This is a genomic window from Oscillospiraceae bacterium CM, assembly GCA_022870705.1.
Classification (GTDB): Bacteria; Bacillota; Clostridia; order Oscillospirales; family Oscillospiraceae; genus Sporobacter.
The window spans coordinates 1506885-1520878 of sequence record CP072107.1; the positions used below are offsets into that span (position 1 = coordinate 1506885).

Consider the following 13994-nt stretch of genomic DNA (forward strand, 5'->3'; position numbering starts at 1 on the left):
AAGCCTCTCCGGTTTTTTTGCGTCAAAAAACGTTCAAGCATTTTCCAGTGTAAATAATTCCCCTGCGAATATACTACTGTTACATTATTTAGACATCCACGCCGGGCTTGCCGTCAACACACCGGCGCGGTCATATGAGGATTTTCATGCTGGAAAATATTTTTGGGCGCTCCACGTCGAAGCGGGCTCGTCCGTCGCCGGATGCGTCCGAGCCGGAAGAAAAATCGGAAAACCGCATCTCAGGTGACCTTGAGGCAATAAAAAACTTTTTATATGATTATTTCAGGGGAACGGTTGACCTCGTCTTTAGAGAGGTCAGCCTGTTTTCCGATGTCAAGGGGCTCCTCGTCTACTTCAGCGGGCTGGCCAATGACACGATTTTGAACCGGGACGTGCTCCATACCTTTTGCATGAACACACAGACGCTTGATTTTCATGCGGTCCGTCGCGATCCGTCACTACTGCGGCAGATTGTCTCCGTCGCCAACGTCGACATTGAAAGCGATCTCCAAAAGGCGGCCGATATTTTGCTTGACGGAACCAGCGTTTTATTCGTGGATCATCTTGCGGTCGCTGTTTTAATCAACAGCAAAGATTATGAGAAGCGGGCGATATCGGAGCCGTCAAACGAAACGGTAATCCGTGGGCCAAAAGAAAGCTTCATTGAGGACCTGCAGACGAACATCATGCTCCTGCGGCGAAAAATAAAAAATCACCGCCTTGTCTTTAAAAGCGTAACGCTGGGCAGCCAGACGAGTACGCAGATTGCCATTGCCTATCTGGACGGCATTGCCCGCGAGGACGTCATCAACGAGGTCAATGCGCGGCTTGAGGCCATCGACACGGATGCCATTCTCGATGCCGGTATGATTGAACAATTTATTGAAGACCACAAATTTTCTTTGTTCCCGACAATTGCCAATTCGGAAAAGCCCGATGTCGCCGCCGCCAAGCTGCTGGAAGGGCGCGTTGGCATTTTATGTGGGGGCAGCCCGCACATGATGACGGTGCCGACGCTATTTATCGAATATTTTCAAACGAGCGAGGATTACTACAACAGATTTTATTTTGCTCAGGTTATGCGTTTTCTGCGCTATATCTGCTTTTTTATCACGACAATGCTCCCGGCAATATATGTTGCGCTGCAAATTTTTCACCAGGAGATGATCCCGACAGTACTGCTCGTCAAAATGTCCGGCGCGATGAGCGGTATCCCTTTCCCGACCATCATTGAAGCACTGCTTATGATTTTCTTTTACGAGGTGCTGCGAGAGGCCGGGACGCGCCTACCGCGCGTTATCGGCCCGGCCATTAGCATTGTGGGTGCGCTGATCGTCGGTGAGGCATCCGTTAACGCCGGTCTCGTCAGTTCAACAATCGTTATCGTCGTGGCCCTGTCGGCAATCTGCAGCTTCGCCTTGCCGGGGCTTTTAGAGCCGATTATCATTCTGCGCGTCGCCTTCGTTTTCGCGGGCGGATTTCTCGGGCTTTTCGGGGTCGTGTGCGGCGTTTATCTCGTGATCATCCACCTCTGCTCACTCCAGTCCTTCGGCATGGAATACACGTCGCCCTTTGCGACCTTTAACGTGCGCAACCTGCGGGATAGCCTGCTCCGTTATCCGCTGGGAATGCTCAAAACGCGTCCGGCCGGTATCGTCGGCAGGAATAAAACACGCCAGAAATGAAAAGAGGCGACAATCCGTGAAAAAACAATTTGTCAGAAAAGGCGCTGTTATCGTTCTGATAATATCTATCATCAGTACGCTGACAGGCTGTTGGGACCGCAGGGAGCTTAACACCCTTGGCATCACCAGCTCCATCGGAATTGACAGAAAAGACGGCGTTTATCATCTGGCCATGGAAGTGTATCACGCCGAGCAGCCCGGAAAGGTTGTCAAGCAGGAAAATAAGTCGGACTTTTTGCAGACGACCGGGACATCTTTTTTTGACGCACTTCGAAATGTCGATACGGAATACGACAAAAAAATCTTTCTGTATCAGACGAAAGAACTGATTTTCGGTGACGAAACGGCGCGGGAGGGGTTTATCGACGTGCTTGACTTCTGGATGCGCCGCTATGAGACATGGCCAAATACGTATGTCCTTATTTCTCCCGAAGATTCGCCGACTGAGGTGCTGGGGATGAAACGAGGCAGTGAAGAGGTAACAGCTAATTATCTCGATAAACTTGAAGAAAATGAAAATTTGACCGGTAAAACATTACACACAAGCGTTGCTGACTTTTTGCGGTTCTATTTTGATAACGGTTATGCCCTGTGCGGCACCATACTCCGGCAAAAAAGCGACGAATCGGCACCAACGCAGCCCCAGGGGGGGGGCAGCAGCGATGCCGCACAAAAAAACCTTAACCTTTTAAAGGCGGAGGGCGCGGCTGTTTTTTCCGGCCAAAAGCTGATTGGTTATTTGGACGGTATTGAAACGCGGGGGCTCAACTTTATCAGCGGAAAGCTTAAGCGAACGGTTATTGTTTCACCCTCTCCGGCTGGGAGCGGAAATAATTCCGTTGAAGTACTGCGCGCCGGTGCCAAGATGGAGGTTTTGGAGCTTGGAGACAAGCCTCGGCTGAAAGTCGTGATTAAAGTGAACGGGAAGCTCGTTGAGGAAACGGGTGCGGAAGACCTTGCCATGAACCGCAGTGTTTTGCGTCAAATCGAGGCCTTGAATAGCCAGACGATCAAGGCGGAGGCCGAGCAGGTTATTAAAAAGGCACAGGATGAGCTCTGCCTAGATATTTTCGGCTTTAGCGGCGCGGTTCACCGGCAGCATCCAGATCAGTGGCGCGTGCTGAAAGACCGGTGGAATGAACTGTTCAGCGAAGCCGACGTCACCGTTGAGGTGCAGACGACAATCCGCCGGATTGGCCTACTGGAGACGCCACTTAACAGGAGGGCTACGAACAAATGAAAATCACCGGTTCTATGAAGCTAACGCCGTTTCAGCTTGTTGCGCTCGTTTTATCAAACAGAATCCTCATTAATTTTGGCTTCACGCCGACCGCGCTTTTGCCGCCGGCTAATCAGGACGCCTGGATCGTCGATCTCCTGACGGGCGTTTATATCGCGCTTCTCTATATCCCGCCTTTATTTCTGGCCAACAAATTCCGCAATATTTTTATAACGGATTATTATCGGATTATCCTTGGGAAATGGATTGGCAAAATTCTCGCTGTTTTTATCTCGCTTTATCTTTTGTGGTGGACGTTTATTTTTACCACCATCCTGCTCGATTTTATCAAATCTTCCTCCCTCGTCATGACGCCGCAGTCCGTTCTGACTGTTGTTTTAATGGTGTGCACGATTTTTGCGGCATTCAAGGGCTTTAACGTCATTACAAAAGCAGCCCAGATTATCATCTTTTATATGCTTGCCATCATCATTGCGTTCACTTTTCTAGGCTTCAACAAGATGGATTTCTCCGTCTTCTCCCCTGTTTTAAAAGACTCAAATTTTCTCACCATCAATAAATCGGCGTTGTTTTACGGTGCCGGGCGATTTTCAGACGGTGTCTTTTTTCTCGTTGTCTTCGCCTTTTTGGACAAAAAATATAGTGTTAACAAAACCTTTTTCAGCTTCCTCATCCCCGCCACGTTGATTTATATTCTTATCACGCTGTCAACGCAGTCTGTGCTTGGCATCGAGCTGACAAAGCATTTTAACTTTCCGTATTTCGAGTTTATCAAGCAAATCAACGTGTTTGATATCTTCCAGCGCATTGAGTACCTGAACATGACGGCGTGGGTCGCCGGATTCCTCTTCAAGCTATCGGCCTTTACGCTCATTCCGGCACTTATTATGAAGGAAGTGCTCGGTATGAAGTCGGAAAAGCCCGTCGTCGTCGGTTTTTCGCTCGTCGTGCTTATCGGCCTTCTCGTATCGCCCTACACGTATAACGTTGTCTATCGATACGAAATCTTTACGCATGTCTTTTACTATATCTCGTTTTTCACGTTTGTCGTGCCATTTTTCGTGATGCTCATATACTTCATGCGTCGAAAAAAAGTCGATGCCGAGATAACGCTCCTGCGGGAACGGCTCTTCCCACCGGACGGGCAGGTTCTGCCGGAAAACACGGCGTCGTAACAACAACGCGGGGTACCCGAGTTTGTACTGCTCGGATACCCCGCGTGGCTTTTCTTACTGTCACAGATTCTTTTTAATTTGGTTAATCGCGTTCTTCTCGAGCCTTGACACCTGCGCCTGGGAAATGCCGACTTCGCTGGCGACCTCCATCTGTGTTTTGCCGTAGAAGAAGCGGAGGGCCAGAATATGCTTCTCCCGGTCGCCAAGGCGGGCGATGGCGTCGTTCAACGCGATCTGCTCCAGCCAGTTTTCATCAGTGTTTTTTGTATCGGAGACCTGATCCATCACGCAGATGCTCTCGCCGCCGTCGGTGTATAAGGGCTCGTAGAGCGAAACCGGATCTGTGATGGCGTCCAGGGCGAAGACGACCTCCTCCCGCTTGATGCCGAGCGCCTGAGCCAGCTCGTCCACCGTCGGCTCACGCTGCGTATCGCTTGTGAGCTTTTCCTTCATTTGAAGCGCTTTATACGCCGTGTCGCGCATGCTGCGGCTGACGCGGATGCTGCTGTTGTCACGCAGATATCGGCGGATTTCACCGATGATCATGGGGACGCCGTAAGTGGAAAAACGGACATTCAAGCCGGTATCAAAATTATCGATGGCCTTCATAAGACCGATGCAGCCGACCTGGAACAGGTCGTCAACATTTTCGCCACGGTTGATGAATTTCTGAATGACGGATAAAACAAGCCGGAGATTTCCGGCTATGAGCTCTTCCCTGGCCTTCTTGTCACCTGCCTTACTTTTTTTCAACAGTTCGGTCGTCTCGTCGTTTTTTAAAACTTTGAGTTTGGCCGTGTTGACGCCGCAGATTTCGACCTTGCCCGGCAACCGTCAGCCCTCCCTGTCCTTTGGAAATTGACGTAGTCAGTATTTCCGCGGGAAGGGAATTTCATACAGTGCCGACAGGGCGTAAAAATTTCGTTTTCGCTATGTATTAAAGGCGGTTATTTTGAGAAAAATATGGGTCAAAATTGATGCATTGTATTTTTTTGAGATCTATGTTAATCTGAAAACGGTCAAGGCAAAAAGAATTTTTTATGGAAGGGGATTATTTATGAACGCACCCGGCAAAGGTCTGCTCAAAACCGTCAGCATTCTCTTTATCGTCTTTGGCGCTATCGCCGCGGTCATTTCCTTGCTTGCTGTTTTCGGCTCCGCCGTTCTTGCAACGGCTGATGGCGGCGCAGCGCTTGGCGGCATCCTGCTTCTGGCAACGATTCTACTGCTCATCGTCAGCGTCCTTGAATTGGTTCTCGGCATCGTCGGTCTCGGTAAAAGCGGCGACCCCAGCAAAGCCGGATATTTTATCACGGTCGGCATCGTTCTTTGCGTCATTTCACTCGTCTCTATCATCATCGGCGTCACAAACAACGGCTTCCAGGTGACTAGTCTGATCGGTTTCGTCCTGCCTGTTCTCTATATTGTCGGCGGCTTTATGAACAAGAAAGCTCTTTAATAACTGCACCAAAATATGAAAAGGTCCGTCGGTATTAAACCGGCGGACCTTTTTGGCTTTGGATGCGGGCGAAGACTAAAACGCGGGCGATTGATAATCGCCCAGGCGGTGCCGAAACCTCCTTCAGGTAGGAGGTTTCATAGGGGCGTATCCCTATTCCTTTTCTGGGCGGCGGGTGAGAAAGATTTAGATATGCCGGGTGATTTCGCGGCGAAGACGGAGGATGATGCGCTTTTCGAGACGGCTGATGTAGGACTGGGAGATGCCCATAAGGTCGGCAACCTCCTTCTGTGTGCGCTCCTCAATGCCGCCAAGGCCAAAGCGCATGACAATGATCTCGCGCTCCCGGTCGGAAAGCTTATCGATGGCATCGTGCAGGAGCTTTCTGTCCACATCGTCTTCCATCGGGCGCATGACCATGTCAGAATCGGTGCCGAGAATATCGGAGAGAAGGAGCTCGTTGCCATCCCAGTCCGTATTAAGCGGTTCGTCAAATGAGACCTCCGCCTTTCTGTTGCTCGTTTTGCGCAGGAACATTAAAATCTCGTTTTCGATGCAGCGCGAGGCGTAGGTGGCAAGCTTGATGTTTTTTTCGGCGTCATATGTATTTATAGCTTTGATGAGCCCAATCGTCCCAATGGAGATGAGATCTTCGATGTTTATACCGGTGTTTTCAAAACGGCGGGCGATATAGACGACAAGGCGCAGGTTCCGCTCGATGAGCGCCTGCTTGGCCTCTTCCGAACGTGTCCCCAGCAGTTCGATGTAATGCGCCTCTTCCTCGCGTGACATGGGCGGCGGGAGCGTTTCGCTGCCGCCGATATAAAAGACACCCGGCGGCAGGACGATGCCAAACCGTTCGGACAGTCGCCATAGGCGCAGCAGCAAAAATACTTTCAGGCGGAGCAAAACGTTCATCATCCATTTTCCTTTCATCGGCCGTTTGTCAGGCACCGAGGAGCGCCGCGTATGTCCCGTTTTCCGAGACACTGTTCGGCGAGAGCGCTAAAAGCATGCCTGTTTTATTTTGACCATCAATAACCACTTCATCCGGCCGGAAGGCTAAGAGCATACTGCCGGGCACGCCGACGGCGCTGTACGGCACGAGCTGAAAACGCAAGCTCTTATCCGATCCGCAGAGCTCTTCCAGCACGTTGACGGCGTCTTTCAGCCGCAGTGCGGTAACTGTTTTATGTAACCCCGGCGGGAAGAGCGCTTTAACGTCTCCCACCCCCGCGATGATGACGGGCTTGCCCGTCAGCGGATCGACAAGTGCATTGCCGGTATCACGCAAAGCCCGGAGGCTCACCTCCCTGTCACCGGAGCGCAGCCGCAGCGCGACGACACCTCCTCCGCCCTTGGTATGCCGTGCGGCGCGGCGGAAAACAAGCGTCAAAACAAAATAGGTAATGATAAAGGCCGGCAGCAGGACGCGCAGGCTTGCAGGCGTGAGGACACTGCCGAGCAAATCACCGCCGCCGAGCAACTGGGCTGCCAGAACCGCCCCGCCAAAGGCAACGGCGACGGCGAAAAAAATGAGCGACAGGCGTAAGAGCTTTTTTTGTCCGCCGAAGGATACAAGCACCATTAAGACACCGACGGATGCCTTGACAATGGGATGGATGATAAAATCCGGCAACGGCAGAACGGCCGCCACCGCATAGAGACCGCCGAGCGCCGCGGCGCAGAAAAGGCGCAGGCGCGGCGACGGCACCGAACAAATCCGTGCCGTCAAAAGCAGCAGAAGGTAATTGATGAGGCAATTCAATAAAAACAATTCATCGACATAGACAACAGGCTTCACTCATGTCCCTCCCCGCTTGGTGCCATTATAGACGGGTCGGCTGAAAAAAAAGGTCAAAAAAACCGGGCCATGCAAAAAAGCATGACCCGGGTCATTCTACCGTCCGTCGTTAATCCACGGCTTCCTGAAGTGCCTTTGCCAGCTGGTCCGGGCAGGAGGTGCTCTTTCTGCCGCAGCGGATGCCGCTTAAAAGCTCTGTGGCTTTTTGGGCATCCATCCCCTGAACAAGGCGTGTGATCCCCGTGAGATTGCCATCGCAGCCGCCGGTAAATTGAACGGATTTGATGACGCCGTTTTCAATCTCAACATCAATTTTGCTGGCGCATATTCCCTTCGGGATAAAAGTTTTCTTCATATTTGTCCTCGTTATTTTTTAGACGATTATATCACAAACAGATGATAATGGACAACATCACATATTGCGGCGTGGCGTATCATATAATTTTTCGTACGACAAAAGCTTGTCTGACGGAGGTGACACGGTTTTGCACAGAACCGTCCGAACGAGAACGCGCATCGGGCCGCTGAGACTGCCGATGACGGTTAAGGCGCTGGCGCTCCTCTTTTTTTTATGTCTTTGTTTCAGAATGTTTGCACAGTTAGGCGGAGATGCACCGTCCGATGGATATCTGACGGGTCTTGCCGGAGACGCTCATTTTGTCGACAGCATTCTGCGCATGGAGCTTGGGAATCCCGATAAGAAAAACGACGCCGGCATAATGATTCTCGGCGCGACGATCCCGTTTTCAGGCAGCATCTCCGCCGATGCGCCTACCGTGTCGGAAAGCCCCGCTCAAAGCGCGGAAGACGGCAACGAAACATTGCCGGACGATCAAAACGGCAGCAACACGGACGGGGCCACGCCGTCACCGCCCACCGTTGTCACAAAGCCGGGGAAGACATATTCGGCTATTGCCGTCAACAATAAAACGGATTATACGCTTGACACGCAAGCCCTGCTCAAAGAGCCGCTGGGCATCTCTCTCACCGCAGGCAAGCCGGCCGTCCTCATCATTCACACGCACAGCAGTGAGGCGTATATGCCTGACGGGAAAGATCAATATGCGGTGTCCGACACGTTTCGGACGCAGAATAAGAGCTACAGCGTCATCCGCGTCGGCGACGAGCTTGCATCGGCATACGAGAGCAAAGGTATTAAGGTGATCCATGACACGGGCGTATACGATTATCCAAGCTATCAGGGTGCTTACAACCGCTCTTACGACGCCATTGCCGCCTATCTCAAAAAATATCCTACCATCAAGCTCGTCATTGACCTCCACCGTGACGCCATTCAGGCTGCCGACGGGACTGTCTATAAAACGCTGGCCGATGTCGGCGGCACCACCTGCTCCCAGGTGATGTTTGTCATCGGATCAAACGCTTCCGGTCTCAACCACCCAAACTGGAAGGAAAACTTCAAGCTTGCCCTGCATATCCAGGACGAGATGAACAGCCTCTACCCGTCATTAGCCAAGCCCATCGAGCTGTCACAGTACCGCTATAACCAGCAGGCGGCGCCGGGGTCGATGATTGTGGAGGTCGGCTGTACGGGCAACACGCTTGATGAGTCGCTATCTGCGGCGCGCTATTTTGCCGACGCCTCGTCAAAGGTGATTCTGGCACTGTATAAGAAATAAATTCAAAATTATCCGTTGGTTGATTGTAAAATGAAATTGAACACTTGAACAGAAAAATCCATAGTGATTATTCTTCGTGGTAAAATGTAGTTCCTACACAACATCTGCCACCGAAAGGATACAATCACTATGGATAACAATGATTCTATCACAGTCAGCGCAGAACGCAAGAAAGGGCAACACTTGAGCTTGGAAGATCGTGGTGCTGTCAAAGCCCTCTTGAAGCAGGGACTTGGCGTACGCGGCATCGCCCGAAACATTGGCTGTTCACCGTCCACCATCTCATACGAGTTAAGGCGAGGTACACCGACACGGAAGAGCAACAGGGGCCAAGCACCTGGCTATTCTCCGAAACTCGGCGAGGCCATCTACAAGGCTAATCGAAGGGCTTGTGTCAAGCCCCTCAAAGCAGGCTCCTGCAAGACTTTCATTGACTGGGTAGTCAAGCAGATCCGGGAACACAAGTGGTCGCTGGATTCCTGCTGCGGATATGCGAAGCGACAGCGTTTGTACAGTGAAGATCAGATGGTTTGTACCCGCACTCTGTACAACATGGTCTGGGCAGGCTTGCTTCCCATCACGCCGACCGAACTGCCGGAAGCCTTAAAACGCAGCACCCGAAAGGCCAGGGGCAGGGAAAACAAAAAGCACTACGGCACAAGCATTTCCGCCCGTCCTGAGATCGCTTCCCTTCGTATAGAAGGCGGCCACTGGGAGGGCGACACCGTGGTTGGAAAACGAGCTGGGAAAGAGGCAGTTGTACTCTCTCTGCTGGAGAAGAAGACCGAGCACTACATCGCCATTCGTATTCCCGGAAAGACCAGTGATGCGGTGATGTCTGCCATGAAAAGCCTACGCGCTGAGTACGGGGAACGTTTTTCACAGATTTTTAAGACGATTACCGTAGACAACGGCAGCGAGTTCGCCGACTTTGCAGAAGTCGAGGCTTGGGGTTCCCAGATCTACTTTGCCCACCCATACAGCTCTTGGGAACGTCCTCAGAACGAAAGGCATAATGGACTGTTCCGGACCTTCGTTCCAAAGGGAACATCTATTGAGCAGTATACAGACGAGGACATCCTGTCCGCTGCTGATGAGTTAAATGGGCGACCCCGGAAGAAGCTCGGATACCACACGCCAGAGGAACTATTTGAAGCCTTTCTTGATTCCGAATACGCAGCCTGACGGCTGCGACAACCTTGGCACAGACAGCGCCTGCGGCACCATCTGTGTCCAAGGTTAATTGATGGGAACGATTTTGCCTCGGGGTGTTCAATTTGCACTTGCAATTTATGAAAATTATCCGTTGACAAAATGCGTGTGCCTGTCTATAATAACCCTTGCACTATCCGCGAGAGTGCTGGAATTGGTAGACAGGCACGTTTGAGGGGCGTGTGTCGTTGGCGTGTGGGTTCAAGTCCCATCTCTCGCATTAATAAAGGAAGAGTAGGCAAAGCCTACTCTTCCTTTTTTCACTGGAATCCCTGCGGCGCGGGCGGGCATGGAAACCCGCCCCTACAGGGGCGAGGGGTACGGGCGAGTCACTTATTTCCGAACAATAATCACCTGGGTACAGGTTGTGTAGGGATTTGAGAAGTCGACGAGCTTGGCGTCATTGTCATTATTTGTGACGCCGCCGAGGGAAAAATCCGCCTTGCCGAACTGCACGATAGTGACGAGATTATCTCGTTTCGTTTCGCTGACCTTCATATCGACGCGGAGAATATCACAGACGGCGCGGGCCACATCGATGTCGATACCAACGTAAGCACTCTTTTCGTCCTGATAGCAATACGGCGCAAACGCGCCGCCGACGGCGAGCGTCAGCGTGCCGACCGAGTGGTCGGCGTTTGACGGCGACGCGTAGCGGTAGCCGTTTTGCTTTGAATAACCGTCAATGATCTTTTTGAGAGTGCCGCTTTTCTTCAGCTGCTGGAGCGCCGAATCAACGGCCTCTTTTAAATCGGGGTTTTCCTTGGCGATGGCAAAGCAAAAGTCCGCCTCGTAGACGGGCTGTGATAGAATTTTGACGTGCGAGACCTTTCGGACGGCTGCTTTTGCGGCTGTCTCATCCATGACGGCGCAGTCGAGCCCGCCGTTTTTCAGATCGACAAGCATCGTCTCCGCCACGTCGTAGGGATGCTGCGTCCCGTATCCGGCGGTAAGAACGACAGACGCTGAATTTTTGACGACGCCGATGTTTTTACCCGTCAGGTCTTTTGTTGAAAAAACGGTATTGGCAGGCGTCTTTGAGCAGGCGGACAGCCCCAGCAGCATGATCAGCGCGGTTACCAGAGCAAATATTTTTTTCATGTCTGACGCCCCCCCCTCTCGACGAGAAATCGGATGATTTTACAAACAAATTTGATTATATTGCAAAAAACAAGACGCCGCAACCGATTTTTAATCAGCTGCGGCGTTTTCTCTGTTTTGACGGACGGCAGTCAACTCTGGTCGTCGGCCTGTTGGGCGCGCTGCTCAAATTCCGCGCACAGCTCTTCGGCAATCTCTTCGCTCATCCCTTCGGCGCGGATGGCCAGAGCGCTGCGATGGCGAAGCGGGGCAATGTGCACGTTTCCCTTCTCCGACTCAAGTCGCAGACCGGCAAGCATCTCTAAACGCGCTCCTGCCTGTGCCCCGGACAAAGCGCGCATGACGGAGCCCCTGTCGCCCTGCAGCACCACCTCCCGCGTCGCCGCGTGAAAGATCGGCAAACGGCGGTGCAAATCACGAAGCGTTTCGCCCCGGCTTGTCAGATACGCGCAGAGGCGCGATGCGTCAAAAACACCGTCACGCAGTGTCAACTGTCGGGCAAAAAGCGCGTCGGCCGCCGCACCGTCCCGCCCGAGGCGGCGGACAGAGCCCTGAAACGTCGCCGCAAGACTGTCAATGATGTCGGGGGCGTCATACGGGACGGCGAGCGCCTTTGCGCCGCAGTCAAACGCGACGAATGCGGATAAAACGGCTGTTTTATCTGCCGTAAGCCGATAGCCGTCCTCATCAACCGCTTCAAACGAGACGCCGCCGGGCATAATTTCAAACGCGGGACAATGTAACAGTTTGTCCAGAACAATGCAGCCAAGATGCGACAGAGCACTTTTCAGCGCCCTGTTTTCAGCGCCTTTACCGACAACGGCGACCGTCAACGCCTCAGTAACGTCTAAATCAGCGCGCGCGCGGCGCGCGGCCTCGGCCACATAAGCCTCCCCGACGCCTGCGCCGGAAATGACGACCCCGGCTCGGCGTACCGGCCGCTCACCCAGGTCAGACGCGGCACTTTCGAGTTTACGCTCGATTTCTCGGGGAATAACGACCCCGTCAGCGCTGAAAAACGCCAGGCTGACACCTTCCCGCGTCTCTTCGGCAAAAACAGTCAGCGGCAAATCGTATAAGATGCCCGCGTAGGCACACTGTGCGCGAAACGCGCTGTCACACCTGTACAGTGCCGCACCGCCGGACGACACACCGCAGCCGAATGCTTCGGCCAGGACGCGGGCACCGTCACCGCCGTGCCAGGCAACGCCGACGCGCCCGAACGACGCCGACGCCACGCCGAGGCGCAGAGCTGTTTCGGTGTCAAGCATGCCCTCACCCGATAAAATGCCCGGCTTTTCAAATGTCGGCCCTGATTTAAGCGACCCAAACGACAGCGTCCCGCTGACGGCCGTGCCGGACACAATTTGCCGCGACGGCCACAGCTTTGTGCCGGGCGCGAGCACGCAGTGCTCGCCGACGAGGCAGTCTTCTCCGATGACGGCACCCTCGGAGACGACGGTACCACGGCCGATGCGCGCGCCCCGGCAGACGATTGCCCCGTCGAGATGCACATCACCATCAAGGATGGCGCCAGAGACGACAGCGCGGCAAACGACAGCGCCCGCTCCGACGACGGAAGACGCGCCAATAACGGCTTCCGGGCCGATTGTGGCTCCTTTGTCGATAACGGCACCGTCACCGATGACAACGGGCGGCACGATCAGAACCCCCTCCGGCAGCGGCGACGCGCACCAGACACCGTCTTTCACCAGCGGTGCGCCGAGATCCAACCTGACCTTGCTGCCGAGCGCGTCCCGGCAGCAGGCGAGATATGATGCGGGGCTGCCGATGTCACACCAGTAACCGTTGGCGTCAAAGCCATACAAGGCACTATTTGTCTCAAGCAAACGCGGAAACAAATCGCGCCCAAAATCGTATGGCTGCCCCTGTGGAATCTCGCCGAGCACCGTTGGCGACAGCACGTAAATACCGGTGTTGATCCGGTCGGTCAGCACCTTATCCCACGCTGGTTTTTCAACAAAGCGCTCGACGCGGCCATCCTCCCGCGTGACGACGAGGCCGTATTCAAGCGGCTCTTTATGGTGCGTGAGCGCCAGCGTTGCCGCCGCTTTTTTGGCACGGTGAAAATCGAAGAGCGCCTGAAGGTCAAAATCGCAGACGCAGTCGCCGGATATTACGAGAAAGTCTTCTTCCCCGATAAAATCGGCGCAGTTTGAGACACCGCCAGCCGTGCCCAGCGCCTCTTCCTCAATTTTGTATGTCAGACGAACGCCGAAGTTTTCGCCGCTGCCGAAATATTCGGTGATCATCTGCGGCATGTATTTGAGCGTGCAGCACGCCTCTGTCACGCCGTTTTTTTGAAGCAGCAGCAGGATATGCTCTAAAACCGGCCTGCCGAACAGTGTCGCCATCGGCTTCGGCTTGTTGACGCTGACGGGGCGCAGGCGCGTCCCCTCGCCGCCGGCCATGATAACAGCTTTCATGATTGACGTTTCCCCTCTCCAGCGGAACAAGACATCGCCTTAATGCCGCCGGTCATTAAGGATGCAGCCCAATTTGGTCTGCAATGGTATCTGTCATTATTTCCGCCGCAGTACGCCGTTATCCGCCGGCGTGGTGGTGTTTTGTCTGTTGCCTCGTCTTTCATTTTTATTGTATAAGAGGAGAAGCTCTGATATAATGATATATCAATGCTGAAGACCGGGGTGCCTGTT

At 53.2% G+C, this 13994-nt stretch carries 12 protein-coding genes and 1 tRNA gene; 7 read left to right on the top strand and 6 right to left on the bottom strand.

Features of this window, described 5'->3' with window-relative positions; all coding sequences use genetic code 11:
- Positions 1-146 precede the first annotated feature (146 nt).
- The 3 genes from IZU99_07415 to IZU99_07425 are packed head-to-tail and all read left to right on the top strand — an operon-like array spanning position 147 to position 4100.
- Complete coding sequence (locus IZU99_07415; GenBank protein UOO37096.1) at positions 147-1685, top strand: spore germination protein; 1539 nt, start codon at positions 147-149, stop codon at positions 1683-1685.
- A 16-nt stretch (positions 1686-1701) separates the two neighbouring features.
- Positions 1702-2925 carry a Ger(x)C family spore germination protein gene (locus IZU99_07420; protein UOO37097.1) on the top strand — a complete coding sequence of 408 codons (1224 nt, stop codon included), beginning with the start codon at positions 1702-1704 and terminating at the stop codon, positions 2923-2925.
- A complete protein-coding gene (locus IZU99_07425; protein UOO37098.1) occupies positions 2922-4100 on the top strand; it encodes an endospore germination permease in 1179 nt (392 codons plus the stop codon). The genes IZU99_07420 and IZU99_07425 overlap by 4 nt, the downstream gene beginning before the upstream one ends.
- 60 nt (positions 4101-4160) lie before the next feature.
- Here IZU99_07425 and sigG read toward each other — a convergent pair whose 3' ends face one another.
- Positions 4161-4931, bottom strand: coding sequence for an RNA polymerase sporulation sigma factor SigG (gene sigG, locus IZU99_07430; protein ID UOO37099.1), 771 nt, complete (start codon positions 4929-4931; stop codon positions 4161-4163).
- A gap of 226 nt (positions 4932-5157) precedes the next feature.
- Between sigG and IZU99_07435 the strand changes: the two genes are divergently transcribed.
- Entirely contained in the window at positions 5158-5559 is a 402-nt protein-coding gene (locus IZU99_07435; protein ID UOO37100.1) for a hypothetical protein, read from the top strand.
- 186 nt (positions 5560-5745) lie between these two features.
- On the opposite strand, the gene sigE is transcribed toward IZU99_07435, so the two are convergent.
- The 3 genes from sigE to IZU99_07450 all read right to left on the bottom strand — a co-directional run bounded on the left by sigE (position 5746) and on the right by IZU99_07450 (position 7718).
- Positions 5746-6477, bottom strand: a complete 732-nt coding sequence (sigE, locus tag IZU99_07440; protein UOO38782.1) for an RNA polymerase sporulation sigma factor SigE — start codon at positions 6475-6477, stop codon at positions 5746-5748.
- A 28-nt stretch (positions 6478-6505) separates the two neighbouring features.
- Positions 6506-7363, bottom strand: a complete 858-nt coding sequence (locus tag IZU99_07445; GenBank protein ID UOO37101.1) for a sigma-E processing peptidase SpoIIGA — start codon at positions 7361-7363, stop codon at positions 6506-6508.
- A 109-nt stretch (positions 7364-7472) separates the two neighbouring features.
- Positions 7473-7718: a TIGR03905 family TSCPD domain-containing protein gene (locus IZU99_07450; GenBank protein UOO37102.1), complete on the bottom strand. Its 246-nt coding sequence runs from the start codon at positions 7716-7718 to the stop codon at positions 7473-7475.
- 130 nt (positions 7719-7848) lie between these two features.
- Here IZU99_07450 and IZU99_07455 point away from each other — a divergent pair, with 130 nt between their 5' ends.
- From IZU99_07455 to IZU99_07465, 3 genes are all read left to right on the top strand, one after another.
- The gene (locus tag IZU99_07455; protein UOO37103.1) at positions 7849-9003 is read left to right on the top strand and encodes a stage II sporulation protein P; all 1155 of its coding nucleotides are present in this window, start codon (positions 7849-7851) and stop codon (positions 9001-9003) included.
- 129 nt (positions 9004-9132) lie between these two features.
- Complete coding sequence (locus IZU99_07460; protein ID UOO37104.1) at positions 9133-10188, top strand: IS30 family transposase; 1056 nt, start codon at positions 9133-9135, stop codon at positions 10186-10188.
- Between the two features lie 166 nt (positions 10189-10354).
- Positions 10355-10435, top strand: a tRNA-Leu gene (locus tag IZU99_07465).
- Positions 10436-10548: 113 nt separating this feature from the next.
- On the opposite strand, the gene IZU99_07470 is transcribed toward IZU99_07465, so the two are convergent.
- A complete protein-coding gene (locus IZU99_07470; GenBank protein UOO37105.1) occupies positions 10549-11316 on the bottom strand; it encodes a transporter substrate-binding domain-containing protein in 768 nt (255 codons plus the stop codon).
- A gap of 131 nt (positions 11317-11447) precedes the next feature.
- Positions 11448-13763 carry an NTP transferase domain-containing protein gene (locus tag IZU99_07475; GenBank protein ID UOO37106.1) on the bottom strand — a complete coding sequence of 772 codons (2316 nt, stop codon included), beginning with the start codon at positions 13761-13763 and terminating at the stop codon, positions 11448-11450.
- Positions 13764-13994: the final 231 nt, after the last annotated feature.

Coding starts and splice junctions, on each gene's coding strand:
- IZU99_07415 (UOO37096.1), top strand. CDS start 147: ATGCTGGAAAATATTTTTGGGCGCTCCACGTCGAAGCGGGCTCGTCCG.
- IZU99_07425 (UOO37098.1), top strand. CDS start 2,922: ATGAAAATCACCGGTTCTATGAAGCTAACGCCGTTTCAGCTTGTTGCG.
- IZU99_07435 (UOO37100.1), top strand. CDS start 5,158: ATGAACGCACCCGGCAAAGGTCTGCTCAAAACCGTCAGCATTCTCTTT.
- sigE (UOO38782.1), bottom strand. CDS start 6,477: ATGAACGTTTTGCTCCGCCTGAAAGTATTTTTGCTGCTGCGCCTATGG.
- IZU99_07450 (UOO37102.1), bottom strand. CDS start 7,718: ATGAAGAAAACTTTTATCCCGAAGGGAATATGCGCCAGCAAAATTGAT.
- IZU99_07460 (UOO37104.1), top strand. CDS start 9,133: ATGGATAACAATGATTCTATCACAGTCAGCGCAGAACGCAAGAAAGGG.
- IZU99_07470 (UOO37105.1), bottom strand. CDS start 11,316: ATGAAAAAAATATTTGCTCTGGTAACCGCGCTGATCATGCTGCTGGGG.
- IZU99_07475 (UOO37106.1), bottom strand. CDS start 13,763: ATGAAAGCTGTTATCATGGCCGGCGGCGAGGGGACGCGCCTGCGCCCC.